The following is a 24,300-nucleotide window of genomic DNA, read 5'->3' on the forward strand; positions in this document are numbered from 1 at the left end:
AAACGGTAAGACTCCGCCGTGAATGGCCAAAAAGTTAAGGAATTTATTGTAAAACTCCTTAACTAATCAGCATTATCCCGGAAGGATGCTTTTTTGCTGCACATCAGGTTCAGCTGAGGTGTTCGCCAAACAGCCCCAGGGCTTCTTCGGCGCTGAAGCAGTAATTTGCGCTGCAGAACTGGCAGTCCATGCTGATTGGATTCTGATGCTCCAGCGTTTCACGCACAGAAAGGATGCCGATTTGCTGCAGGGCCGAGGCGCAGCGCTCTTTGGAGCAGGTGCAGCCGAAATACAGCGCTTCCGCTTCCGGCAGGCGCACATCTTCTTCATTGTACAGGCGGTAAAGAATGTCGCTGGCTTCCAGATCGGTCAGCTCTTCAGGCTTCAGCGTTCCGGTCAGCAGAGTCAGGCGCGGCCATAAGTCTTCATCGACGCGCTGCTGTTCCTCTTCGCTGTTGCGCGGCAGCAGCTGCACCAGCAGGCCGCCTGAGCGCTGGCTGCTGCTGCTCAGCACAATCAGGGTTGGAATCTGCGCGGACAGGTCATAATACTGGGTCAGGCAGCTGGCGAGGTTCGGCTTGTCCAAAGGCACGATGCCCTGATAGCGTTCGCCTGCTTCAGGTTCAATATTGATGAACAGCACCGGATTCTGCAGGGTTTTCAATACGGTGCTGCTGTCTTCAGCCTGCTGGAAATGCGGGTCTTCCTGATAGTCCGCCAAGGCGCGCACTTCGCCTAAGTGATTGCATTCCGCCATTGCCCATTTAAAGGTGCCTGAAGCCTGAATCTGCAGGCTGATGCGGCCTTTAATTTTCAATGTGCTGGCCAGCAGCGCGGTTGCGCTCAGCATTTCGCCCAGCAGAATCTGCACCGCGGGCGCATAGCTGCGCTGCGCCAGAATAGTTTGCAGGGCATGTTCAAGATGAACCACTTCGCCGCGCACAGGGCTATCTTCAATAAAAAAGCGTTGGCGTAAATCAGACATAAAATTCTCCATAACCCTGCTTTAATGGTGACAATATTGTAAAACACAAGTCATTCAAGATCATCTCTTGACACATCAATGCGCTTGCGCTGCAAACCGCGCTGCAAGTCAACGCCGGCAGGGGGCTGGCGGATTTGCGCATCGCTTTCGAACAGGTGCTCCAGTTCAGCTAAAGCGTTACGATGTGTTTCATAAACCTTCTGCTCATCGGTATAAATCCGCTGCTGCTGCGCCAGCAGCTGTTCGTCGTAGTCGCGGAACAGCTCAATGCTTTTATAGGCATCGCTTTCGCTGACGCCGACATCGCGCAGCAGCTGGTAGGCCATGCCCAGCGAGGATAAATAGGTTTCACGCCAAATATGCTCTACGCCTAAATCGCGCAGCAGATGCACATGGTGGCGGTCGCGGGCGCGCACCAGCAGCTTTAAGTTCGGATAATTCAGGCGGATATGGCGCGCGGTGTTCATCGAATCTTCAATGTCATCAATCGCCAGGACAAAGACTTTGGCATGCTGAATGCCGGCCGCGCGCAGAATGTCCGGCTGGGCGGCGTCGCCGTAATACAGCTGGCCGCCGTAGTTGCGGACAAAATCGACTTTGTCCAGGCTGCTGTCAATCGCGGTGAAGGGCTGATGCTGGATATGCGCCACGCGGGCGATAATCTGCCCGAAACGGCCGAAGCCGGCAATGATCACCGGCGGATGCTGGTCTGGAATATCATCATACTGCGGCGCTTCAGCTTTATTTAAGCGCGGCAGGATCTGCGCGCTCATCAGCCAGTACAGCAGCGGCGTCAGCACCATGGACAGCGTTACAATTAAGGTGATCGGCTCCATCATGGCCTGCGTCAGCACTTTTTCGCTGACCGCAGCGCTGAGCACGACAAAGGCGAATTCACCGCCCTGCGCCAGGCAGGCTGCCAGCATCAGGCTGTTGCGCCATGACTGGCGGAAATAGCGTCCAACCGCAGCCAGCGCCAGCATTTTGACCAGCATCAGCACTAAGGCGCCGCCAATGATCAGCGCCGGCATCTCAATCAGCAGCGACAGCTGGGTGGTCATGCCGACGGTCATGAAAAACAGGCCGAGCAGCAGCCCTTTAAACGGGGCAATGCTGGCTTCCAGTTCATGGCGGAATTCTGAATCCGCCAGCAGCACGCCGGTCAGGAACGCGCCCAAAGTAGTGCTGATGCCGAGCACGTCCATCAGCCCGACCACGCCCAAAACAATAAACAGCCCAACCGCGGTAATCAGTTCATGCGCGCCGCTTTTGGCCACAAAGCGGAAAAACGGGCGCATCAGATAGCGGCTGAACAGGAACAGCCCGGTAAAGGCGGCGGTGATGGCTGCAAAATAGGCGATGCCATGATGGGTGGACTGCGTGCCGGCCAGCAGCGGAATGACGGCAATCAGCGGAATGGCGGCCATGTCCTGAAACAGCAGAATGGAAAAGGACTGCTGGCCAAAGCCGGTATTCAGCTGCTGCTTTTCCGTCAGCAGCTGCAGCACAAAGGCGGTGGAGGACAGCGCCAGCGCAAAGCCGATCACAATGCTGGCGGCGATGCCCTGCTGCAGGGCAAAAAAGCAGATCACAGCCAGCAGCAGGCCGCTGATGCCTGTCTGCAGGCTGCCCATCACAAAGATGGAATGGCGCATTTGCCACAGGCGCTGCGGGCGCAGTTCCAGGCCAATAATGAACATCAGCAGGATGACGCCGAATTCCGCCAGCTCCTGAATGGCTTCGGCATCGCTGGCGATATTCAGCACGCTTGGCCCCAGCAGCATGCCGGTAAACAGGTAGCCCAGCACCGTAGCGATGCCGAAGCGTTTCAGCAAAGGCACCAGCAGCAGGGAGGCGCCTAAGAAAAGGGTGATTTGCAGCAGTAGCGGCATGCGTCTGTCCTGGTCGGTTTTTAAGGCTGCGCGGGCAGCAGCCTCTGAATTTGAAGCTTAAAGCTGGTTCAGCTGAGTTCCTGCGGGTCAATGTCCAGAGTCAGCTTCATGCTGGAAGGCTTGGCCTGCAGCATGCCCTGCCACCAGCTGCGGATATGGAAATGCAGCCTGGCGCGGTCGGCCGACAGCAGCACCATATGCGACTGGTAGCGCCCGGCTTTGCGCTCCATCGGGGCGGGAATCGGCCCCCAGATATCTACAGTGTTTTCAGAATTTTGCCTTAAAAGCTGCGCATGATGCTGTAGAAAATCTGTATTCAGCGCCTGATCCTTGGATTCGCAGCGGATCAGCGCGGCATAGCGGAATGGCGGCATCAGCGCGGCCTGGCGCTCTTTCAGGGTCTGCCGGGCAAACTGGCGGTAATCTTCCTGCACCAGCGTATTCAGCAGCGGATGCTCAGGGCGCAGGGTCTGCAGGTAGACATCGCCTTTGCGCTCGCCGCGCCCGGCGCGCCCGGCGACCTGCACCACCAGCTGCGCGGTGCGCTCGGTCGCGCGGAAATCCACGCTCAATAGGCCGGAATCGATATCCAGAATCGCCACCAAAGTCACATAGGGAAAATGATGCCCCTTGGCCAGCATTTGCGTGCCGAGCAGGATCAGCGGCCCGCTCTGCTGAATTTTATCGTAAATTTTCTGCCAGCTGCCGGCGCGGCTGGTCGAATCGCGGTCAACCCGGATCACCTCATAGTCCGGAAACAGCTCGTTCAGGCTTTCTTCAACCTTGGCGGTGCCCATGCCGATGGACTTCAGCTCACTGTGGCTGCATTGCGGGCAGCGATCCGGCATGCGGTGCACCGTGCCGCAGTGGTGGCAGTGCAGATGCTGATAGGGCGTGCGGTGCACGGTAAAATTGGCGTCGCAGTGCGGGCATTTGGCCTGCCATGCGCAGCTTTCGCAGATCAGCACCGGCGCATAGCCGCGCCGGTTTAAAAACACCAGCACCTGCTCTTGCTTATCCAGGCGCTTTTTCATTTCCTGCAGCAGCATCTGGCTGATGCCGTGCTGCTTCTGCGCCACTTTTAAATCCAGAATATGGATTTTCGGCATCAGCGCCGCGCCGGCGCGCTGATTCAGCTCCAGGCAGCTCATCTTGCCGTTCTGCACCAGGGCATAGCTGTCAATGCTTGGGGTTGCGGAACCCAGCACCACCGGGCACTGCTGCAGATGCGCGCGGTACAGCGCAATATCCCGCGCGTGGTAGCGGAAGCCTTCCTGCTGCTTGAAGGACAGGTCATGCTCCTCATCCAGCACAATCAGGCCTAAATTTGGCAGCGGGGTAAAAATGGCAGAGCGCGTGCCCAAAATAATCGAGGCTTTGCCGGTTTGCGCCGCCTGCCAGGCCTGCAGGCGCTTGGAGTCATTCAGGCCGGAATGCAGCAGGGCGATGTTGCAGTGGAAGCGCGACTGGAAGCGGCTGACGGTTTGCGGGGTCAGGCCAATTTCCGGCACCAGCACCAGCACCTGCTTGCCTTGCTTCAGCACGTCCTGCATGACCTGCAGATAGACTTCAGTCTTGCCGCTGCCGGTCAGGCCGTCCAGCAGAAAAGCCTGATATTTCCTGCGCGCTTTCAGCACCGCCTCAACCGCCTTTTTCTGATCCGGATTGGCCGTTAAAGGCATTTGCGCCATGCTGACCGGCATCGGGCTGAAGTCCTGTGCTTCCAGCACGCATTCGCAGATGGCTTTTTTTTCCAAGGCTTTCAGCACAGCGGTTTCCACGCCGGCCAAATTCAGCAGGTTCTCTGAAGTGCCGGAAGGATGCAGCTTTAAAACCTTGTAGGCTTCCTGCTGGCGCTCAGAGCGCTTGAGTTTGCTTTCGGCATCGCCGTCCAGCAGCTTCCATGTTCTGGCCAGCAGGTTATAAGGCTTGCCTTGGCGCAGCAGCGCCGGCAGCGCGCTTTGAATCACTTCGCCAACCGGGAATTGGTAATATTGCGCCGCCCATGTCAACAAACTTAAAACTTTGCTGTCTAAAATGGCCTGCCCGTCCAGCAGTTCGGTAATGGCTTTCAGCCTGATGCCGGGGTCGAGCGGCGCGTCGGGCGCCAGCTTCTCCACAATAACGCCGACCAGATTCTGCCGGCCGAAAGACACCGCAACGCGCGCGCCTGGCTGTGCCTGCCGGTACTGTTCGGCGCTCAGGCTGTAGTCAAAACAGTCATGCAGATAGACCGGAACGGCAACGCGGACCCGGTAAATGGCGTGTGGGGCAGGGGCTGGAACTTGCATAAAAAGGCGGTCTGGTCCTGTTTAAATTTCGTCGAGATCGAAGCGGAGTTGTGTTAGAGTGAGCGGATAATTTATATCTAAGAATATGAATGATTTTAAGGGTTGCGCGCAACTGCGCGGATCAAATTTTTGGAAAATTAGAGCATCGCAATGCCAGCATATCAGTTTACCGCCATAGATGCTTCAGGCAAGCAGCAGAAGGGTGTGCTTGAGGGCGATTCCGCCCGTCAAATCCGGCAGCAGCTGCGCGATAAAGCGCTGATTCCTGTCACGGTGGATCCTGTCGAGCAGAAACACCGGCATGCGCAAAATCAGTGGTTTCAAAAAGGCATTACTTCCTACGACCTGGCCCTGCTGACCCGCCAGCTGTCGGTGCTGGTGGCGGCCGCCATTCCTTTGGAAGAGGCTATCCGCGCGGTGGGCAAGCAGAACGAAAAAGCCCATGTGCAGAATCTGCTGATGTCGGTGCGCTCCAAAGTGCTGGAAGGGCATTCGCTGGCCAATGCCCTCAGCCAGTCCGGGCGCTTTCCGGAGCTGTACATCGCCACCATCGCCGCCGGCGAGCGTTCCGGCCATCTGGATCTGATTTTAGACCAGCTGGCGGACTACACCGAAAACCGCTTTGCCATGCAGAAGAAAGTGCAGGGGGCAATGATCTACCCGGTGATTCTGATGCTGATGTCCTTTGCGATTGTGATGGGGCTGATGACCTATGTGGTGCCGGATATTGTCAAAACTTTTGATCAGGACAAGGGCGCCCTGCCGTGGATTACCGTGGCGTTAATGAAAGCCAGCGATTTTATCCGGGTGGCATGGCCGTTCCTGCTGGCGGGCGCAGCGCTGGGCATTTTTCTGCTGGCGCGCTTTTTAAGAACGGCAGCCGGCCATTATGCCTTTGACCGCCTGACCCTGAAGCTGCCGCTGTTCAGCCGGCTGTCCAAAGGCATCAACGCCGCCCGTTTCGCCAGCACGCTGTCAATTTTAACCAAATCCGGCGTGCCATTGGTGGATGCGCTGAAAATCGGCGCGGCGGTCAGCAGCAACTGGGTGATCCGCGATTCAGTCAATCTGGCTGCCGAAAAAGTCACCGAAGGCGGCAACCTGGCCGCGCAGCTGGAGCGCAGTGGTTATTTCCCGCCAATGATGGTACAAATGATCCGAAGCGGCGAGGCTTCAGGCGAGCTGGACCGCATGCTGGAGCGCGCCTCAGACATGCAGGACCGTGAAGTCACGACCCTGATTTCAACCCTGCTGGCGCTGCTGGAACCGCTGATGCTGGTTGTGATGGCCAGCATTGTGCTGGTGATTGTGATTGCAGTCATGCTGCCGATTGTCAACATGAATAATATGATTTAAACCTGATAATTTAAAACAGCTCTGTAGAGCATGGCATTAATGAATGAGAGTAAATACATGCAGCCGAATCGATTAAACAGCAGACACAGCGGTTTCACCCTGATTGAAGTCATGGTGGTGATTGTGATTTTAGGCGTTTTGGCCGCCTTGATTGTGCCGAATGTGATGGGCCGCGGCGAGAAAGCCAAGGTCGACACCTCTGAAATCACCTTGAAAAGCGTGGCGGGGGCCTTGGATCAGTACAAAATGGACAACGGCAAATTCCCTTCCATGCAGGACGGCGGCTTGGGCGCGCTGGTCAACAAGCCTGAATCCGCCAAAAACTGGCTGCCGGGCGGCTATGTCAAAGGCGGCTATCCGAAAGACAGCTGGGAAAATGACATTCAGTATGTGATTCCCGGTTCTGAGGGGCGCCCTTATGACCTGTATTCATTTGGCGCAGACGGCCAGTCCGGCGGCGAAGGCAATGATGCCGATATTTTCTATAAGCATTAATTGAGAATAATTATTTATTCGGCTTTTATGGCATAAACCGCTTCACTGAATAGGAATTTTCCATATTGAGTGAAGCGATAATCACTCTTGATTATCAATTTTAATATAAAATACTGATATTAAACATAATATTAAAATAAGCCCGGCCTGAGGTTTATAATAAGAATTATTCCCAGTTTTATTGATTACAATAATCGTAAAATATGAAGAAAGATAAGCTTTTCATTTAAATAAAACCTTGCATAATATTTCTAACGGCACTTTTTCAGCCAAAGGAGGGTGGAATGAAAGCATTAATCTTAGCGGATGAAATTAACCAGTTTCATTGGGCGATGCTGAAATCTGTTCTTCTGGTTTTAAGCATTCTGCCGCTCAGTCAAGGCGCGCTGCATCTTTGGCAAAGCACCGAGGGCAGCAGCCAGATTGTGGTGGGCTTTTTCGCCGCCAGCCTGCTGAGCACATTATTGGTATTAAGCTTCTGGTCCGCATTGAAAGCAACAGCGGCGAAACTGCAGCAGCAGCATGAAACGGCATTTGAACATGCCGTAGTGCAGGCGTACCGCTATCTGCCCATGCTGTCTTTGGCCGGCATGCTGGCTTATCTGGCCAGCCAAATTTAAGCCGCCGCCGCATAAAAAAACCGGAGCCATTGCTCCGGTTTTTTTCTTGGACTGCATGTTCATCCGCGCATTGCCAGCCAGAACTGCAGCAGGGCAAAGCGCGCAGGCAAGGCTTAGCGCCGCGACTTAAATGAAACATCCACCTTGCGCGGCCGGTAAAACCAACCCAGCAGCAGCAGCAGGGCGGAGAAGCCTAAAACTGGCCAGTCGCTGAGGCGCATGTACAGGGTTTCGCCCTGCATGGCCGGAAGCTCGCCGCGCAGCACGGCTTTCCGGTCTATCGGTGCCTGCTTCACAATATGGCCATTATGGTCAATAAATGCCGTCACCCCGGTATTGGTCGCGCGGATAAACCAGCGCCCGTTTTCCTTGGCGCGCATCTGCACCATCTGCAGATGCTGCCAAGGCCCCGCTGTGCCGGTAAACCATGCGTCATTTGACACCGTCACCAGAAAGTCGCTTTGGCGGGCATTGCGCCGGGTTAAGTTCGGATAAGCCACTTCATAGCAAATTGCGGAACCGAGATCATGCTTCTTGATCAGCAGTGGCTTCTGGTCGCTGGCGCCGCGGGAAAAGCCGCTCACCGACGGGTCATTCTGCAGCGCAGGCAATACCCAGCTCAGCAGGCCGGACAGCGGAATGTATTCGCCGAAAGGCACAAGGCGCTGCTTTTTATACAGCCCTTCAGATTCATCGCCCAGCGCCATGATGCTGTTGTAGTACATCGGCTGGCCCTGAACTTTGGATTCGGCCTGATCCCAGTACGGAATGCCGGTGACCCAGGCGGTGCCGGATTTTTCTGCCTGAGCCTTCATTGCATCCAGAAACGGCTCAATATCGGACTGGAACAGCGGAATGGAGGACTCAGGCCAGACAATCAGGTCGCGGCCCCATTCGGTGCGGCTGAGCTGGGCGTAAATCATCAGGGTTTTGATCTGGTATTCGGTCAGCCATTTCAAGTCCTGCGGAATATTGCCCTGAATCAGGGACACCGAAAGGGGCTTTTCCGCTTTCGGCTGCACAAAGTCCAGCTGCGCTGCGCCCCATGCGCCCAGCAGCAGCAGGGCGGACGGAACAATCCAGAAGGCTTTTTTATTTAAAATTTCAACCAGCGCGCAGGCCAGCAGAATGACGGCGAAAGAAACGCCGAATACCCCGAACAGCGGAGCATAGCTGTCCAGATAGCGTTCGGTGAAGGCATAGCCGGCAAACAACCAGGGAAAGCCGGTGAACACCCAGGTTTTGGCCCATTCAAAGAGAATCCACAGCGGGGCAAAGGTCAGCGGGGTTTCCGGGAAGAAGCGCCGGTACAGCCAGGTTTGCACAGCGGTGAACAGGCCCATGGCCAGCGCCATAATGGCAATCATCACAACGCTTAAAACTGTGCCGGTATCGCCGTAGACATGAATGGAGGTGTAGAGCCAGAAGGCGCCGACAAACCATAGGCCAAAGCCGTAGGCCCAGCCGATGCCGAAAGCCTGCCTGGCGGAACGCTTGCGCAGGCAGGCGTACAGCAGCGCAGGCGACAGCAGCGCCAGCCACCAGTAATAATAAGGCGCCAGCGCAAAGCTGAAAATGGCGCCGGAAAAGAGTGAAATCAGCAGCGGGTAAATTAAAGGGAGCTGCTTTTGTTGTTCTGAGGGGTTTAGCAGCTTATTAAAATAAGTTCTCATTTACGGACAGCTCGAATCAGATGGATGGTGCGCGCATCTGCTTCCAGAATCGTAAACTGCCAATTTTCCAGCTCAATCACTTGACCCTGCAAATCGCTTACCAGGCCAATTTCCTGAAGCAGAAGCCCGCCCACAGTTTCCACTTCATCATCAGAAAATTCAGCATCTAAAACATTGTTGAAGTGTTCAATTGGTGTAAGCGCTTGAACCAGCCAGGTATTTGCGGTTTTTGGGTCATCGTCCGGCACAATGTACTGCGCTTCCTCATCGGCATTGTCGTGCTCATCTTCAATTTCACCGACAATCTCTTCCAGGATGTCTTCCAGCGTGACCAGGCCGGAAGTGGTGCCGTATTCATCAATGACAATCGCAATATGGGTCTGGGTTTTTTTCAGCATGCGCATCACTTGATCTGAACGGGCGCTTTCCGGCACAAACAGCGGCTGGCGCATCAGCGCGCGCACATCGACCTTGCCGCTGCGTTCAGTCAGGAAGGGCAGCAGGTCTTTGGCCAGAAGGATGCCGACGGCATTGTCCGGCTGATCGGATGAAAACACCGGAAAGCGCGAATGCGCTGACTCGATCAGCACATGCAGGATATCCAGCAGTTCATCATCTTCCTGCAGGCTGATCATGGCGGTGCGCGGCGTCATCACCTCGCGGATTTTGGTTGCAGGAAGGTCAAGTACGCCTTCAAGCATTGCAACGGTATCGGGTTCTAAAAAACGACGTGAATCTTGTACTAATTTTAACAGTTCGTCGCGGGTTTCCGGCGCAGTGCCTAGCCATTTGCGTAAGCCGCGCATACCCCACGACGGGCCTGATTCCTCGTGCATGATCTTTCCTGAAGACTCTTAATATCTAAAAAACATGATTTTATCATACCTTAGAAAAACCGCTTGTCTATCTGCATGCTGGCGAGTTTTGCTGAAAAGTTCAGGCGGCAGGCGGATGATTGAATTTAAAGAAATTTTTTAAAGATGCGCAGGGCGCGCATTGGCTGCATCGGCGCAGCTGCCGGCAGGAATGAAGCGCTGATGGGAAAAATCCCGGTGCAGTATGCTAAAATGCGCCGGATTTTCTTGAATAGAGTTTTGCAATGTCTGAATCTGCGGCTGCTCCAGCGATTCAACTCAACACCCGCGGGCTGCGCTGCCCGGAACCTGTGATGATGCTGCATCAGGCCATCCGCAAGTCTAAATCGGGCGATGTGGTGGAAGTCTTCGCGACAGACAACTCCACTTCTTGGGACATTCCGAAATTCTGCATGCATTTAGGGCATGAACTGCTGCTGCAGGAAGAGCGTTTAGATGAAAACGGCAATAAGGAATTCCATTATTTAGTCAAAAAAGGCTAAGCCCCATTGCAAAAAATGCTCCGCATCAGTCCGGAGCATCTTTTATGTTGACATCAAATTAAAAAAACCATGCTCATTTTTTGAGTGATATGGCTGTAATGCTGCCTGAATGTGGTCAGCCGGCTTGGCTCCACCATTATTAAAATTTAATTTAAAGAATAAAGACAATAACTCTATCGTAGTTTGCTGTCGTTGAAAAAAATGGGTGGTAATTTTTATGAGAGCTAAATATTTATGCTTATTCTCAGTTTTTTTTATTTTAGGTTGCAACAGTTCCCCTTCTATTTCTCCAAATGAGTTGCCTGAGGGGCACATCGGTCAGGTATACAATGAAAAAATTGAGATAGAGAAAGTTATTTTTAATGAGACTTTATTTGTAGATGCTAATTTTGATTCTGTTTCTGGACTGACTCTAAATGAAGGTATTGGCATTCCTCCATATGCAGATAATACCATTGCAATTACCGGGACTCCAAAAAAAGTTGGATCTTACAAGGTTGTGATTGATGGTCAAACTAGGGATGCATATGGCGGAAAGATTAATTTTCGTAAAGAATATGATTTAGTGATTAAAAATAAATAAACCCGCATTTCGCGGGTTTATATCTCTCAGCAGGGATTACATCTTCGGGCACTAATTACATGTTAGGGTACTAATTACATGTTCGGGTAATTAGGGCCGCCGCCGCCTTCAGGCGTTACCCAAGTGATGTTCTGCGACGGATCTTTAATATCGCAGGTTTTGCAGTGCACGCAGTTGGCCGCGTTAATCTGGAAGCGCTTAGAGCCGTCGCTTTCTTCCATAATTTCATACACGCCGGCAGGGCAGTAGCGCTGCGCCGGCTCATCCCATTTCGGCAGGTTCACATTCACTGGAATAGAAGCATCGGTCAGCTTCAGGTGCGCCGGCTGGTTTTCTTCATGCACAGTGTTGGATACAAACACAGAAGATAAACGGTCAAAAGTCAGCTTGCCGTCCGGTTTCGGATAATTCGGCTTGACGTTGGCGGCATCTACCGTTTTCAGTGCGCTGAAGTCAGGCGCCAAGTCATGCAGCGTGAACGGCACTTTAAACACGTTCTGGTCGATGAAGTTGAACGCGCCGCCCATCCATTGGCCGAACTTATGCATTGCAGGGCCAAAGTTGCGCGAGCTGTACAGCTCTTCTTTCAGCCAGCTGCTGTTGAATTTGTCGGTATAGGCGGTCAATTCCTTGGCAAAGAAGTCTTCGCCTTCAGTCACGCGGGCAACCGCAAGGTCGCCGCCTTTTTCCACGCCGGCTTTGATGGCTTCAAATACCGCTTCGCCGCACAGCATGCCGGATTTCATGGCTGTATGTGAGCCTTTGATTTTAGCGAAGTTCAGGAAGCCTGCATCATCGCCAATTAAAGAGCCGCCGGCAAAGGTGAATTTAGGCAGCGAGTTGAAGCCGCCTTTCACCACGGCGCGCGCGCCGTAAGAAATGCGCTTGCCGCCTTCCAGATACTGCTTGATCAGCGGATGGGTTTTCCAGCGCTGCATTTCCATAAATGGATACATATGCGGGTTTTCGTAAGATAAATCTACGATCATGCCCAGTGTCACCTGGCCGTTTTCCGCATGGTACAGCCACCAGCCGCCTGAAGAGCCGGTTTCGCTTAAAGGCCAGCCTGCGCCGTGCATCACCAGGCCCGGCTTATGCTTCGCCGGGTCAATTTCCCAAAGCTCTTTGATGCCGATGCCGTAATGCTGCGGATCTGCATCTTTATCCAGATCAAACTTGGCAATCAGGCGCTTGCCGAGATGGCCGCGGCAGCCTTCAGCGAATAAGGTGTATTTGGCGTGCAGCTCATAGCCCGGCGCAAAATTGTGCGTCGGCTCGCCGTCTTTGCCGATGCCCATGTCGCCGGTTTGAATGCCTTTGACTGTGCCGTCTGCATGGTACAGGATTTCAGACGCCGCAAAGCCCGGGAAGATGGAGACTTCCAGCTCTTCGGCTTTCTGGCCCAGCCAGCGCACCACATTGCCTAAAGAGATCACGTAGTTGCCGTCATTGTGCATGGTTTTCGGAACCATCCAGTGCGGCGCTTCCTGCGACTTTTCATCAGACAGCAGGAAATAAGTTCTGTCTTCGGTCACCGGAACATTCAAAGGCGCGCCTTGTTCTTTCCAGTTCGGGAACAGCTCATTGATTGCGCGCGGTTCCAGCACGGCGCCGGAAAGAATATGCGCACCTACTTCGGAGCCCTTTTCCACGACACAGACGGACAGATCGTTCAGGTTATTTTCAATTGCAAGCTGACGGATTTTAATCGCCGCTGAAAGGCCGGCAGGGCCTGCGCCAACGATGACTACGTCAAACTCCATCGATTCGCGTTCGATGTGCTCCATGTAGGACTCCTCATATGGTTTAAAGGTGGCAACCGCTGCTGACTCTTCTATGCAAGGGCGCTGCCATGAGTGTTCTGAATTCCTAGACACAAATTTGCTATCGTGTCTTTTATATTGTGGGCTAGTATAGTTTTAAAGCTTATGCTAGCCAATTGGCTGAATCATATTATTTTCCCGTCAGCAGGGTCTTGCTTCATGAATAATCACGAAAAATCACCAAATCCGACGAAAAAGGCAGCGATTAGCGATGATAGGAATTTAATGGATATTGCACAATACGCAAAAGATGGACAGTCCGGTCACAAAAAGTCAATCCTGCCTTTGGAGCAGTGGCGCCCAAAGCACTGCGGCGCCATGGATTTAAAGGTAAAAGCCAATGGGGAATGGTGGCATCAGGGTCAATTGATTAAGCGCCAGGCGCTGATCGATCTGTTCTCGCGCGTGCTGTGGAAAGAGGGCGGAAAATTCTATTTAAGAACCCCTGCCGAGCAGATTGAAATCGAGGTGGAGGATGAGCCGCTGTTCATCCATCAGGCCGATCAGCTTGAGCTGGACGGCAAAACCTATATCCGGCTGACCTCCACCGCGCAGGATGAAATTATTGTCGGTGAGGCGCATCCGGTATTCCTGCGCGAATTTGCCGGAGAGGCGCGCCCTTATGTGGCTGTGCGCTTCGGCATCAATGCGCTGATTCAGCGGGCGGCTTTTCTGCATTTAATTGCAATGGGCGAGCTGCTTGAAAATGCGCAGGGAGAAGCCATATTAAGCCTGCGCAGCGGCGATTTCCGCTTGCAATTAGGCGCCTGAGGTTTAAGCTTGCTCCATCTGAATATCAACTTCTGAATTTGAAGCTATGACAGCCATTCATCCCCTTTATCCGTTGCGTGATCCAATGCCGAAAGCCGCGGCGGATGCGCCGATCGGCATTTTTGACTCGGGAGTGGGCGGGCTGTCGGTTGCGCAGGAAATTGCGCGCTATCTGCCGAATGAGCGCTTTGTCTATTTTGCCGATACTGCGCATGTGCCTTACGGGCCGCGCGATGACCAGAATATCCGCGAGCTGACCGCGCAAGCGGTTGAATGGCTGTACCGCAAGGGCTGCAAAGCTGCGGTGGTGGCCTGCAATACCGCGTCAGCCTTCAGCCTGGATTACCTGCGCGCGCATTACGGCGAGCATTTTCCGATTATCGGCCTGGTGCCGGCCTTAAAGCCTGCGGTGCTGCAGAGCAAAAGCAAAACCGTGGCGGTGCTGGCTACGCCGGCCACATTCCGCGGCCAGCTGATTAAAGATGTGGTGGAGCGCTTTGCCCAGCCTGCACAGGTGCAGGTCATGCCGATTACCTGCCTGGACTTGGTGCCCTTTGTCGAAGCCGGGGCGCAAATGAGCGCAGCCTGCCTGCAGACGCTGCGGGAGATTCTGCAGCCGGCGGTGGATCAGGGCGCGGACTATCTGGTGCTGGGATGCACGCATTATCCGTTTTTAAAACCCGCGATTCAGCGCATTTTTGGTCAGAAACTGACATTAATTGATTCAGGATTTGCCGTTGCGCGTCAAACGGCCCGCATTTTAATTAAAAATGAGTTATTATTTGAACAAGACCGTAAAAATGCGGTCCGGCTAGCGTGCTATGTCAGCGGCCAGAATGCGGATGCTTTAAAGCCGGTTTTAAGGCATCTGATTCAGCCGGATCTGACTTGGAGCATTAATAATATTGGCATTTAACCGCCAGATAAATTAAGTTAGCCTTTTGAAAGATTTAAGCAATAGCTGTGTATGGATTGAGTATTCATATTGGGGCAGTCATATGCGCGGCGCGCAGTGTGCAGGACTGAGCTGCATCACGCTGCAGTGTGCAATTGGAAGAGGATAACCAATGCTCGATAAGCGTTATCAGGTTTTTATTTCAACTTCCGGCAGCGAAATGCAGCCGGAGCGGATGATTTTGGCCCAGACTTTGGTGGGCATGGGTTTTTTTTCGTGGGGGCTGGAACAGCGCACGCCTTTAAGCACGGCCTTTGCGCGCCGCCAGATTGATGACTGCGACTATGTGGTGATCCTGCTGGGCAGCGCCTACGGCGAGCAGTCGGTGTCCGGCGTGGGCTATATGCATCTGGAATATATTTACGCCGTGACCAAGCAGAAGCCGGTCATTGTGTTCATGCATGATGACCCAGCCGCGCGCGACGCCGCCCTGCATGACGATAAAGCCGAATTGCGTGAAAAGTTTCAGGAATTCCGCAAGCTGCTGCAGCATGAAGCGGATCAGGTCTTCAGCTACCGCAGCCTGCGCGATCTGGAAATGGCGGTGCGCCTGAACCTGCCGCAGATGCTGGAGCGCTATCCGGTGCTGGGCTGGGTGCGCCCGCAGAATACCCAAGTGCTGCAGGACGAAATTGACCGCTTGAAAAGCAAGCTGGAGCAGCTGGAAACCGAGTCCGGCAAGCGCGAAGCCGACCCTTTCCTCAGCCTGCCGAAAGTTTCCATGCATGAGGTTTTTGCGTTTGAATACCGCATGCATGCCTATCAGGACGGCAACTTCAAGGAACTGAAAGTTCAGAAGGAAATGACCTGGGCGCAGCTGCTGTCGGTTCTGGGCGCGACCTTTGTTCATCCGACGCCGGAAGAGTTCTTTTCCAAGCGCATGAATGAATACCTGAATGAAACCGGCTTGAAGGACGCGCGCGCTGAAATGCCGCGCGCGCATGCAGTCGCCCGCGCGCAGATCAATATCCGCGCCCTGCACAGCATTAAGATGCAGATGCGCCAGAATGAATGGATTGTCCAGTCCGGCCGCGATGACCGGCAGCGCATGCTGTGGCGGATTACTCCCAAGGCCCAGAAGCTGATGGAAAGCAATTTGCTGGATAATGAGCGGGTTTTTCAGGTTAAAACTTCCTATTAATCCCTTTAGCGCGGCGCGGTAAAACTGTTACAGTACTGCTGTTCAGGTTAATTGGAAGGGTTTGATGTCTGCTGCAGCGAAAGCAAAAATCACGGTTATTTTGGCCAATCTGGGAACGCCGGACGCGCCGGACGTTCCCGCAGTGCGCCAGTTTCTGAAGCAGTTTTTATCGGATCAGCGCGTGATTGAAATTCCCAAGCCGCTTTGGCAGCTGATCCTGCGCTTGTTCATTCTGCCGTTCCGGCCCAAGCGCGTTGCGCATGCCTATGCCATGGTGTGGAACAGCGACTCTCCGATGCGGGAAATCCTGCTGCAGCAGGCGGAGGCGGTTAAAGCTGCATTGACTGTACAGTATCCTGAATTTGACTTGAATGTCGTTCCTGCCATGACTTACGGCAATCCAGGCATCGGCGCGCTGCTGCAGCAGCTGGCGCAGGATCCGCAAGACCATCTGATTCTGCTGCCGCTGTTTCCGCAGTATTCGGCCACTTCCACCGCGCCACTGTACGACGCGCTGGCCAAATGGATTCCGCAGCAGCGCAATCTGCCGGGCCTGTCGGTTATCCGCGACTATTATCAGCATCCTTTATTCATTCAGTCGCTGGCGCAAAGCGTGCGCGATTATCAGGCTGCGCATGGGCAGCCGGAAAAGCTGCTGATGTCCTTTCACGGCATTCCGCAGCCCTATGCCGACAAGGGCGACCCCTACGCGGAGCGCTGCCGCGTGACGGCGCAGCTGCTGGCTGCCGAGCTGGGCCTGAGCGATCAGCAATGGGCCATCAGCTTTCAGTCGCGCTTCGGCAAGCAGGAATGGGTCAAGCCCTATACTGACGCCCTGCTGCAGCAATGGGGCGGACAGGGCGTGCAGTCGGTGCAGGTGATCAGTCCGGCTTTTTCCGCGGACTGCCTGGAAACGCTGGAAGAACTGGCCCTGCAGAATGCGGAATTATTTACCGCCGCTGGCGGCGGCAGCTACAGCTATATTCCGGCGCTGAACGCGCGCGCGGATCATTTGCAATTGCTCAACAGCCTGCTTCAGGCTAATCTTGACGCCTTAAAGCACATATTAGCCCACTGAAATTCTGAGGTTCAGCCAAATGCTGCAAGTCAAAATTGTGCCGGTTACGGCATTTCAGCAAAACTGTTCAATTGTTTGGGACTCTGAAAGCAAAGAAGCAGTTTTGATTGATGCCGGCGGCGAGCCGGAAAAACTGCAGGCCGAAGTTGAGGCTTTGGGCCTGAAAGTGCAGGCGCTTTGGCTGACGCATGGCCACTTAGACCATGCCGGGGCGGCCGGCGCGCTGAAAAAACTTTGGAATGTGCCGGTGATTGGCCCGCATAAAGAAGACGCTTTTTGGCTGGACATGATTCAGGAAGTGTCCGCGCGCTACGGTTTTCCGGTTCCGGAAAAAGTGCAGGTGACGCAGTGGCTGGAAGGCGGGGAAACCCTGAAATTGGGCAATGAAGCCTTTGAAGTGCGTTTTGCGCCGGGCCACACCCCCGGCCATGTGATGTTTTATAACCGCAATTACGGCCTTTTATGGACTGGCGATGTGCTGTTTAAAGGCTCGATTGGCCGTACGGATTTTCCGCGCGGTGACCATCAGCAGCTGCTGGATTCGATTCAGCGCGAATGCTTCAGCCTGCCGGATGAAACCCAGTTTATTTCCGGCCATGGCCCGGTCAGCACCATTGGCTTTGAAAAGCAGCATAATCCCTTTGTGGCGGGCAAAGCCGGCTAAGCTGCCGCAAAACGGCTGATGCAGGCATCAGTCTTTTTTAAATGGATCGGCCTGCTGCTTGCGCGCTTCTAAAAAAATCAGTCCGGCCGCGGAAATCAGCAGGATGCCGACCGCGCAGATCAGCAGGTCGGCCTGATACAGACCCGCGCATAAGCTGCCTGCGCCCAGCAGGGCAAATAGGCAGAGCGCCACATACAGCATCCCCAATTTCATGCAGAAATTCCCTGAAAAATTTTAGTTTTTATAGGGGCAGGATAGGGGCTTTTGATGACAGCTGTATGATTCTGTAAATTAAATTTAAATTCAGAAGCGGTTTAAAAGCTGATTTAAAATAAATCATCTCTTGAACCGGCCTCGGCCTGCGGCGCATCCTGAGTCGGCAGCCGGTATTGGTCATTGGCCCATGCGCCTAAATCAATCAGCTTGCAGCGGTCTGAGCAGAATGGCCGGTATGGATTATTTTCCCAAGCGGTCAGTTCACCGCAGCGCGGACAAGTCAGGGTAGTAGGCATAGCAGCTCCAAGCAAAAACAGAGGATTCAATTAGGCAAATACGGCCGCAATTGTTAGACTGATGCCGTTTTTATTAGTTTGATCTGATTATGCCGATTCGTCAATTTCAAGCGCAGCGCATGCATGCCCCCCGCGATTTTCAAGCCATTGCCCGCCAGCCGGTTTGCGTGGAAATAGGCGCCGGCAAAGGCCGGCATGCTTTGCTGTTCAGCGGCCAGAATCCGGAAAAACAGCTGATTGCGGTCGAGCGCACGCGGGAAAAATTCCTCTGCATGCAGAAGCAGCATGACGCAGAAGGGCAAAGCAATCTGCAGCCTGTACATGCGGATGCGGTGCCTTGGGCGGTGCATGCGCTGTTTCCGGCGCAAGTGGAGCAGCTGTTTATCCTGTATCCGAATCCGGAGCCGCATAACCCGGCGCAGCGCTGGCTGAATATGCCGTTTTTTGAATTCCTGCTGTCGCGCCTGCAGGCTGGCGGCCGCATTACCCTCGCCAGCAATATTCCTGAGTATATCGCAGAGGCGCAGCAGCAGCTGATTGAAGTCTGGAAACTGCCGTTTGTCAAAGAAGCGGTTGCGCAGGATTCGGCGCGCACGCACTTTGAAATCAAGTATTTAGAGCGCGGTGAGCTGTGCCAGCAGCTGATCATCACTAAGCCTGCAGGCTATGCGACGCGTTTTGATGATTTCCAGCCTTTGCAGGGCCAAAAGCCTGAGCAGGCGGTGCAATAAATGGGCGGGCGCATTGCAGTGATCGGCGCAGGCCCGGCAGGCCTGATGGCGGCGGAAGTGCTGAGCCGGCATGATTATGACGTGCATGTCTATGAGCAGAAGCCTTCGGCGGCCCGCAAGTTTTTAATGGCCGGCAAGACCGGGCTGAATATTTCCCATGCTGAGCCGGCTGAGCAGTTCCTGCAGCGCTATGATCAGGCGGAATGGCTGGCGCCGTGGGTGCGGCAGTGGGACGCGGCCTGGATTCAAAACTGGATGAAGGGCTTAGGCATTGAATCGTATATCGGCTCTTCCGGCCGGGTGTTTCCGGTTGAAATGAAAGCGGCGCCTTTGCTGCGCGCCTGGCTGAAGCGCCTGGCGCAGCAGGGGGTGAAATTCCATTACCGTCATCAGGCGCTTAGCCTGCAGCAGAACGTTCTGGAGCTGAAAGACCTGCTGCAGGGCAGTGTCTGCTGCGAAGCTTTTGACGCCATTGTGATGGCCTGCGGCGCGGTGTCGTGGCCGCAGCTCGGCAGTGACGGCGCATGGCAGCAGTGGCTGAATGCGCAGGATATTGAACCTTTTCAGGCCAGCAATGCCGGCGTGGAAATCCGCTGGTCTGCATTCATGCAGCCGGTGTTTGGCCAGCCCCTGAAGCGGGTGGAGGCGTGGGTTGAGCATGCGAAAAAATCTGCAGGCGATATTGTCATCTCGCATTACGGCCTGGAAAGCGGCTTGATTTACAGGCAGGGCCGGGCGCTGCGCCAGCTGGCGAAAAACCGGCAGCCGATGGCGCTGCATCTGGATTTATTGCCGGATCAAAGCGCCGGACAGCTGGCGAAAAAGCTGCAGCCCGGCAAAAAGCAGTCGCTGAGCAATGTCTGGCGCAAAGCCGGGCTGGATGCGGCCAAAGCCAGCCTGGTGCGTGAACTGGTGGCTAAAGAGTTTTGGCAGCAGCCTGAACAGCTGGCGCAGCGGATTAAGCAGCTGCGCATTCCCTTAAATGGTTTCCGCCCGATTGAAGAAGCCATCAGCTGCGCGGGGGGCATTAAGCCCGAAGCCTTGACCGCTCAGCTGCAGCTGCGGGCCAACCCTGCGGTGTTCTGCGCCGGCGAAATGCTGAACTGGGATGCGCCGACCGGCGGCTACCTGCTGACCGCATGTTTTGCCACAGGGCGGGCCGCCGGGCACGGCGTGCATGAATATTTATCGGCCAAGGTCTGAGCAGCGGCATTTTTGCACTGCCGGCATGCTATGTTCATGTTTCCTTCCAGCCGAATGAAAAAATATGAGCACAGCAGAAAAATATACCGGCAGCTGTTTATGCGGCGCGGTGCACTATGAAATTCATGGAAAAATCGGCGGCATTATGCAGTGCCACTGCTCCAAGTGCCGCAAAGCCAACGGCACGGCCTATGCTGCCAATGCGCCGGTGGCGCGGGCGGATTTCACCTTCACTGCCGGCGAGGATGCGCTGAAAAAGTTTGCCTCCAGCGCCGGCACGCAGCGCTGCTTCTGCGGCCATTGCGGTTCGCCGGTCATCAGTATCAAAGCCGAGACGCCGGACTTTTACCGCCTGCGCATCGGCACGCTGGATACGCCGCTTGCGCAGCGCCCGGTCTGCCATATCTTCACCGCATCCAAAGCGGAATGGGAGCAGATTGCGGATGATCTGCCGCAGTATGCGGAACGGCCTGAAAGTTTCTAGGCGGGAGTTGGCCTTGGAAAAGGCCTGAGCGCAGCTGCTGGGATCAGTTATAGCTAAATTTTAAAGTCTATATTACGCATTATTGCCTATAAAATATGATTGCACTGGATTTTAGTCACGTTAATTATTTCGGCAATAACGATGATGCTTGCACTGCCTCATTTTGCTTTAAAAGTTTCAATGCCTTTGCGCAGGCAAGATACTCCTTTGGAAAGACCCAAAGGAGCAAAAGTCTTTTGCTGCCCATGCACGGCGTCCTTGCCGTGATGGGCAACGTGCGGCATCCCTGCCGCACACGCGTATCCGAAGTTTATTTTACTCAAGGGTCTAGGAAGCTAAGGGGATTTTCACGGAGTCGTTTAAGAGAACTTAGCTATACCGCTAAGTTTCGAAGTCTGTACCAAACATAATTTCCCATAAAATATGATTTTATTAGGTTTTCTGTGTGGCAGCTATTTAGGTAATTAGCTATATGGGACAGCAATGGCTCCAAATATAGAATTTAAAAAAGGCAGGACTCCGCCGTGAATAGCCCGTCAGTTCAGAAGTTTATTGCGAAACTCCTTAACTGATCAGCATTACTTAACTGGCGGGCTTTGTCAGTTCCGGATACTGCGCCTGCCAGTGATCCAGCTGTTCCTGCGCATGGATAAACTGCCCTAAGCCCTGAATGTTTTCACTTGGCTTTTGCGCGCTTTGCTCAGCCTGTGGCTGATCCAGCAGCTTGCCCTGAGTATCCCAGTACTGATACATCAGGCCCTGAATATAGCGGCCCTGTTCAGTTTTCAAATCCAGCTCCTTCAGCATGCGCAGCGCAGACTGAATATTGTCGCGCTTGCGCGCCGCGGCGAATTCCGGCGTCAGCGAGCCGTTTTCCTTCATCTGCATCAGTTCGTCTTCCATGTCATCGCTGACGGCGCTGAAGCGCTGGTCAAAGTCAGTCAATGCCTGAATGTCCTGCGCATCATCCGGCGTTTTGGCGAATGCCTTGACCGGCTCAGAAGCCAGCTCGCGCATGATCTGGTCATCCTGGGTAATTTCCGCGGACGGCTTTTCCGCTTCCTTGCTGCGGTCGCAGCCGGCAAGGAGCAGGGCTGCGCTGGCCAAAGCCGGCAGGCATAAAATTTTAAGCGCTGGTCGCATAGGTCACCTTATTTCTCGGCTGTTTTTTTAAAGACATAAACTTGGGTGATATAGGGAAAATCAATCTCATCCTGCGCCCGCTTGCCGCTGTGCTCAAAAACCGCCTGTTCAAACTGCAGTTTCAGCGCCTGCTGCTGCGCCTGCGGCAGGGCGGCGATAAAGCTCGCGGACAGCAGGCGCTTGGACACCACCTGCTCTACTGTGCCATGATGCAGCTGGCTGAAGGTCATTTCCTCTTCCAGCTTAAACCATGGCTGCTGCTCAAAGGCCTGCTTCCACTGTCCGCTGCGGCAGCGCGGCGCATCGCCTTCAAGCGGGGCAAGAATATCGGCCAGAGCCTTGACCCAGCCGGTGCGGATATCGCGCTGATTCCAGATCAGCACCAGATCGCCGTCCTGCTGTAAAATGCGGTGAATTTCCGCTAAAGTTTCAGCTGTGGCGAACCAGTGGAATGACTGCGCGCAGAACACTGCCCGCACCGACTGGCTTGGCAGGGGAAGCGCGCTGCTGAATGCCTGTACGGCTTCAACCTCGGGATGCGCCAGGCGCAGCTGCTGCAGCATTTCAGGCACCGGTTCAGCCGCCGTGATATTGGCGCTGACGGCTTTCAGGCAGGGCAGGAACTTGCCTGTGCCTGCGCCCAAATCCAGCAGCGCATCCTGCGGGCCTAAATTCAAGCGCTGCTGCAGCCACGCGCTGATTTCGGCGGGATAGCTGGGGCGCGCTTGCTGATACAGCGCCGCGGCAGCGCTAAAGCCTTTTTCTGCGGCAGGATGGAGTGATTGTGTCATATTCTGCAATTTTTAATCCCTGACTCCTCTATAAAATAGCATATTCCCCTGTGCGGCGGCTTTTGACAGCGTATGGAATTTCATGAATGATGCAGAAGGACTTGATAACGGTGCAATGATGGATAAACAGATTATTTTTGAAGATGAACAGATTCGGGTCATTTTCCTTAAAGGTTCGTCCGAAGAGCTGATTTTCTCCTTTGGCGATTTGATTACGCGGGCCAAAGGCTTAAGCGTGAATGCTGAAAAATCACTGCACAAATTTGATTTTAATGTGATTGGCATTATGCCGAAGCAGAAGTCATGGTTCCCTGAGCGTTCCATCGCCGCCATGCTGGACAGCATTCAGCCGGTGATCGCGCCGTTTCAGCAGCGCATCGCCTACGGCGGCTCGATGGGCGGCTATGCGGCCATTAAATATTCCAGCCTGCTGCATGCGCAGCGCGTGGTGGCGCTGGTGCCGCAGTATTCGATTGACCCGGATGATGTGGAAGATACCCGCTACAACATGTTCTACCAGCCGGAACTCAACGGCAGCATGCAGATTAAGCCGCAGGACGTTTCGCCCGAGTGCGAATACATTGTGGTGTTTGACCCGTACTATGCGGCGGACCGCGTGCATGTTGAGCATCTGAAGCCGCTGATTCCGCATGCGCACCTGCTGCACCTGCCTTATACCGGCCACGATGCGATAGCAGTTCTGGCCAGCTCGGAGCTGGTGCATGACTTCCTGCTCCATCCTTTTGAGGCCAGCTATTTTTACCGGAAAATGCGCCGGGTAAAAAAGAACAGCAAATTCTATTACCGCAAAGTGATTGAAAGCCTGCTGCCGCGCCACCGCGAAGCGCTGGGCCATATTCTGAAGAGCAATGATCTGGCGCTGGACAGCCAGTTTTTTGATGCCAAGCAGAAGCAGGCCTTGCTGCGCGAGCTGTTCAGCAATAAGCAGGTTGATCAGCAGGACTTGGCCAAACTGGGCATTGAAGTCAGCATGCCGCAGGAAAAGCGCAGCCTGCTGCAGGACGCCTATGGACATGGCCTGGTATTTAATGTCATCAGCCAGAAAGTGGAAAGCTACGCCGCCGGCGCGATTGCCCTGAATCATAAATTCCTGATTCCGGTTTACGCCAAAGGCAATGGGCTGGTGCAGATCAGCTGGAATGACCAGTCCTATCTGGTGGCTATGAATGACCGCCAGATGATGAAGCTGGTGCCGCAGCAGGACGAGCTGCCGCTGGGCATGCATCCGCTGGTCATGAAAAAATATGCCGATTGCTATGTCATCAGCTATAAGGCGCAGAACCTGAGCACCGATGAGCTTGGCGCTGCGCATTTCAGTGACGCGCTGGATGAGCACAGCAGATTCATGCCGCAGCCGGAAAAGAATTAGCCTGAAAAATAGCCTATTGTGTTTTCCTGCAATCGGGCTATGATCAAATAAAGCGCAGCAGGGGATGCTGCCGATAACAATGGGCTTTCTAAAAATATAAGGGTGATCAGTATGCAGTCCCGTCCGGCGCTTGCTGCGTTTTTCCTGATATTCTCCGCGCTGTTTTCCGGCCTGAGCCATGCGCGGGAAGCCGAAGGCGCTTATCCGCCGGCGCTGGCCGTATTTGCGCTCAGCCTGATTGTGCTGGCGGCTTTGGCGGTGTATGTCGCCATTAAAATCCGCCGTTCGCTGCGCAATGATTTAGACAAGCATATTGATAAGCCCGCAAAATAGCGGGCTTATTTATGCCTGCAGCGGAATTG

Annotated in this window: 25 protein-coding genes; 15 read left to right on the forward strand and 10 right to left on the reverse strand. The window is 54.2% G+C overall.

Annotation, left to right across the window (positions count from 1 at the left end):
• Positions 1-109: 109 nt before the first annotated feature.
• The 3 genes from hslO to RSA72_RS05010 all read right to left on the reverse strand — a co-directional run bounded on the left by hslO (position 110) and on the right by RSA72_RS05010 (position 5,168).
• Positions 110-985, reverse strand: a complete 876-nt coding sequence (gene hslO, locus RSA72_RS05000) for an Hsp33 family molecular chaperone HslO (protein WP_332624785.1) — start codon at positions 983-985, stop codon at positions 110-112.
• A gap of 50 nt (positions 986-1,035) precedes the next feature.
• Complete coding sequence (locus tag RSA72_RS05005; protein WP_332623405.1) at positions 1,036-2,877, reverse strand: monovalent cation:proton antiporter-2 (CPA2) family protein; 1,842 nt, start codon at positions 2,875-2,877, stop codon at positions 1,036-1,038.
• Positions 2,878-2,945: 68 nt separating this feature from the next.
• Positions 2,946-5,168: a primosomal protein N' gene (locus RSA72_RS05010; protein ID WP_332623403.1), complete on the reverse strand. Its 2,223-nt coding sequence runs from the start codon at positions 5,166-5,168 to the stop codon at positions 2,946-2,948.
• Positions 5,169-5,318: 150 nt separating this feature from the next.
• Between RSA72_RS05010 and gspF the strand changes: the two genes are divergently transcribed.
• The 3 genes from gspF (at position 5,319) to RSA72_RS05025 (ending at position 7,639) form a co-directional block, all read left to right on the forward strand.
• A complete protein-coding gene (gene gspF / locus RSA72_RS05015) occupies positions 5,319-6,524 on the forward strand; it encodes a type II secretion system inner membrane protein GspF (RefSeq protein ID WP_332623400.1) in 1,206 nt (401 codons plus the stop codon).
• Positions 6,525-6,563: 39 nt separating this feature from the next.
• Complete coding sequence (gene gspG / locus RSA72_RS05020; protein WP_068909945.1) at positions 6,564-7,019, forward strand: type II secretion system major pseudopilin GspG; 456 nt, start codon at positions 6,564-6,566, stop codon at positions 7,017-7,019.
• A gap of 284 nt (positions 7,020-7,303) precedes the next feature.
• Complete coding sequence (locus RSA72_RS05025) at positions 7,304-7,639, forward strand: hypothetical protein (RefSeq protein ID WP_332623396.1); 336 nt, start codon at positions 7,304-7,306, stop codon at positions 7,637-7,639.
• Between the two features lie 113 nt (positions 7,640-7,752).
• Here the strand turns inward: RSA72_RS05025 and lnt are convergent, their stop codons facing one another.
• Both lnt and RSA72_RS05035 read right to left on the reverse strand, forming a co-directional pair.
• Positions 7,753-9,312 (reverse strand): apolipoprotein N-acyltransferase, encoded by a 1,560-nt coding sequence (gene lnt / locus RSA72_RS05030; protein ID WP_332623394.1) that lies wholly within the window; start codon positions 9,310-9,312, stop codon positions 7,753-7,755.
• Positions 9,309-10,148, reverse strand: coding sequence for an HlyC/CorC family transporter (locus RSA72_RS05035; protein ID WP_332623407.1), 840 nt, complete (start codon positions 10,146-10,148; stop codon positions 9,309-9,311). The genes lnt and RSA72_RS05035 overlap by 4 nt, the downstream gene beginning before the upstream one ends.
• Before the next feature lie 263 nt (positions 10,149-10,411).
• On the opposite strand from RSA72_RS05035, the gene tusA reads away from it, so the two are divergent.
• Positions 10,412-10,669 (forward strand): sulfurtransferase TusA, encoded by a 258-nt coding sequence (tusA, locus tag RSA72_RS05040; protein ID WP_332623048.1) that lies wholly within the window; start codon positions 10,412-10,414, stop codon positions 10,667-10,669.
• Between the two features lie 217 nt (positions 10,670-10,886).
• Positions 10,887-11,252, forward strand: a complete 366-nt coding sequence (locus RSA72_RS05045) for a hypothetical protein (RefSeq protein WP_332623049.1) — start codon at positions 10,887-10,889, stop codon at positions 11,250-11,252.
• 74 nt (positions 11,253-11,326) lie between these two features.
• Here the strand turns inward: RSA72_RS05045 and RSA72_RS05050 are convergent, their stop codons facing one another.
• Positions 11,327-13,039, reverse strand: coding sequence for an electron transfer flavoprotein-ubiquinone oxidoreductase (locus tag RSA72_RS05050; protein WP_332623050.1), 1,713 nt, complete (start codon positions 13,037-13,039; stop codon positions 11,327-11,329).
• Between the two features lie 195 nt (positions 13,040-13,234).
• On the opposite strand from RSA72_RS05050, the gene RSA72_RS05055 reads away from it, so the two are divergent.
• From RSA72_RS05055 to RSA72_RS05075, 5 genes are all read left to right on the forward strand, one after another.
• A complete protein-coding gene (locus RSA72_RS05055; RefSeq protein WP_332623051.1) occupies positions 13,235-13,846 on the forward strand; it encodes a DUF1285 domain-containing protein in 612 nt (203 codons plus the stop codon).
• A gap of 46 nt (positions 13,847-13,892) precedes the next feature.
• Positions 13,893-14,762 carry a glutamate racemase gene (gene murI, locus RSA72_RS05060; protein ID WP_332623052.1) on the forward strand — a complete coding sequence of 290 codons (870 nt, stop codon included), beginning with the start codon at positions 13,893-13,895 and terminating at the stop codon, positions 14,760-14,762.
• Between the two features lie 151 nt (positions 14,763-14,913).
• Positions 14,914-15,942 (forward strand): DUF4062 domain-containing protein, encoded by a 1,029-nt coding sequence (locus RSA72_RS05065; protein WP_332623053.1) that lies wholly within the window; start codon positions 14,914-14,916, stop codon positions 15,940-15,942.
• A gap of 64 nt (positions 15,943-16,006) precedes the next feature.
• Positions 16,007-17,020: a ferrochelatase gene (hemH, locus tag RSA72_RS05070; protein WP_332623054.1), complete on the forward strand. Its 1,014-nt coding sequence runs from the start codon at positions 16,007-16,009 to the stop codon at positions 17,018-17,020.
• A gap of 19 nt (positions 17,021-17,039) precedes the next feature.
• The gene (locus RSA72_RS05075; RefSeq protein ID WP_332623055.1) at positions 17,040-17,684 is read left to right on the forward strand and encodes an MBL fold metallo-hydrolase; all 645 of its coding nucleotides are present in this window, start codon (positions 17,040-17,042) and stop codon (positions 17,682-17,684) included.
• A 27-nt stretch (positions 17,685-17,711) separates the two neighbouring features.
• On the opposite strand, the gene RSA72_RS05080 is transcribed toward RSA72_RS05075, so the two are convergent.
• Positions 17,712-17,897: a hypothetical protein gene (locus tag RSA72_RS05080; RefSeq protein WP_332623057.1), complete on the reverse strand. Its 186-nt coding sequence runs from the start codon at positions 17,895-17,897 to the stop codon at positions 17,712-17,714.
• A gap of 113 nt (positions 17,898-18,010) precedes the next feature.
• On the reverse strand, positions 18,011-18,196 hold the full coding sequence (locus tag RSA72_RS05085; protein WP_332623058.1) for a DNA gyrase inhibitor YacG: 186 nt from the start codon (positions 18,194-18,196) through the stop codon (positions 18,011-18,013).
• A gap of 83 nt (positions 18,197-18,279) precedes the next feature.
• Here RSA72_RS05085 and RSA72_RS05090 point away from each other — a divergent pair, with 83 nt between their 5' ends.
• The 3 genes from RSA72_RS05090 (at position 18,280) to RSA72_RS05100 (ending at position 20,614) form a co-directional block, all read left to right on the forward strand.
• Positions 18,280-18,927 (forward strand): SAM-dependent methyltransferase, encoded by a 648-nt coding sequence (locus RSA72_RS05090; RefSeq protein ID WP_332623062.1) that lies wholly within the window; start codon positions 18,280-18,282, stop codon positions 18,925-18,927.
• Positions 18,928-20,130, forward strand: coding sequence for a TIGR03862 family flavoprotein (locus RSA72_RS05095; protein WP_332623059.1), 1,203 nt, complete (start codon positions 18,928-18,930; stop codon positions 20,128-20,130).
• A 64-nt stretch (positions 20,131-20,194) separates the two neighbouring features.
• Positions 20,195-20,614 carry a GFA family protein gene (locus RSA72_RS05100; RefSeq protein ID WP_332623060.1) on the forward strand — a complete coding sequence of 140 codons (420 nt, stop codon included), beginning with the start codon at positions 20,195-20,197 and terminating at the stop codon, positions 20,612-20,614.
• Positions 20,615-21,196: 582 nt separating this feature from the next.
• On the opposite strand, the gene RSA72_RS05105 is transcribed toward RSA72_RS05100, so the two are convergent.
• Together RSA72_RS05105 and RSA72_RS05110 are read right to left on the reverse strand one after the other, a co-directional pair.
• Entirely contained in the window at positions 21,197-21,757 is a 561-nt protein-coding gene (locus RSA72_RS05105; RefSeq protein WP_332623503.1) for a hypothetical protein, read from the reverse strand.
• Between the two features lie 8 nt (positions 21,758-21,765).
• Entirely contained in the window at positions 21,766-22,548 is a 783-nt protein-coding gene (locus RSA72_RS05110) for a class I SAM-dependent methyltransferase (RefSeq protein WP_332623504.1), read from the reverse strand.
• 118 nt (positions 22,549-22,666) lie between these two features.
• Here RSA72_RS05110 and RSA72_RS05115 point away from each other — a divergent pair, with 118 nt between their 5' ends.
• Both RSA72_RS05115 and RSA72_RS05120 read left to right on the forward strand, forming a co-directional pair.
• Positions 22,667-23,938 (forward strand): hypothetical protein, encoded by a 1,272-nt coding sequence (locus RSA72_RS05115; RefSeq protein WP_332623516.1) that lies wholly within the window; start codon positions 22,667-22,669, stop codon positions 23,936-23,938.
• A 111-nt stretch (positions 23,939-24,049) separates the two neighbouring features.
• A complete protein-coding gene (locus RSA72_RS05120; RefSeq protein ID WP_332623506.1) occupies positions 24,050-24,271 on the forward strand; it encodes a hypothetical protein in 222 nt (73 codons plus the stop codon).
• The last annotated feature ends 29 nt before the right edge of the window (positions 24,272-24,300 follow it).

The sequence above is a fragment of the Acinetobacter sp. genome (assembly GCF_036659555.1).
Taxonomy (GTDB): Bacteria; Pseudomonadota; Gammaproteobacteria; order Pseudomonadales; family Moraxellaceae; genus Acinetobacter.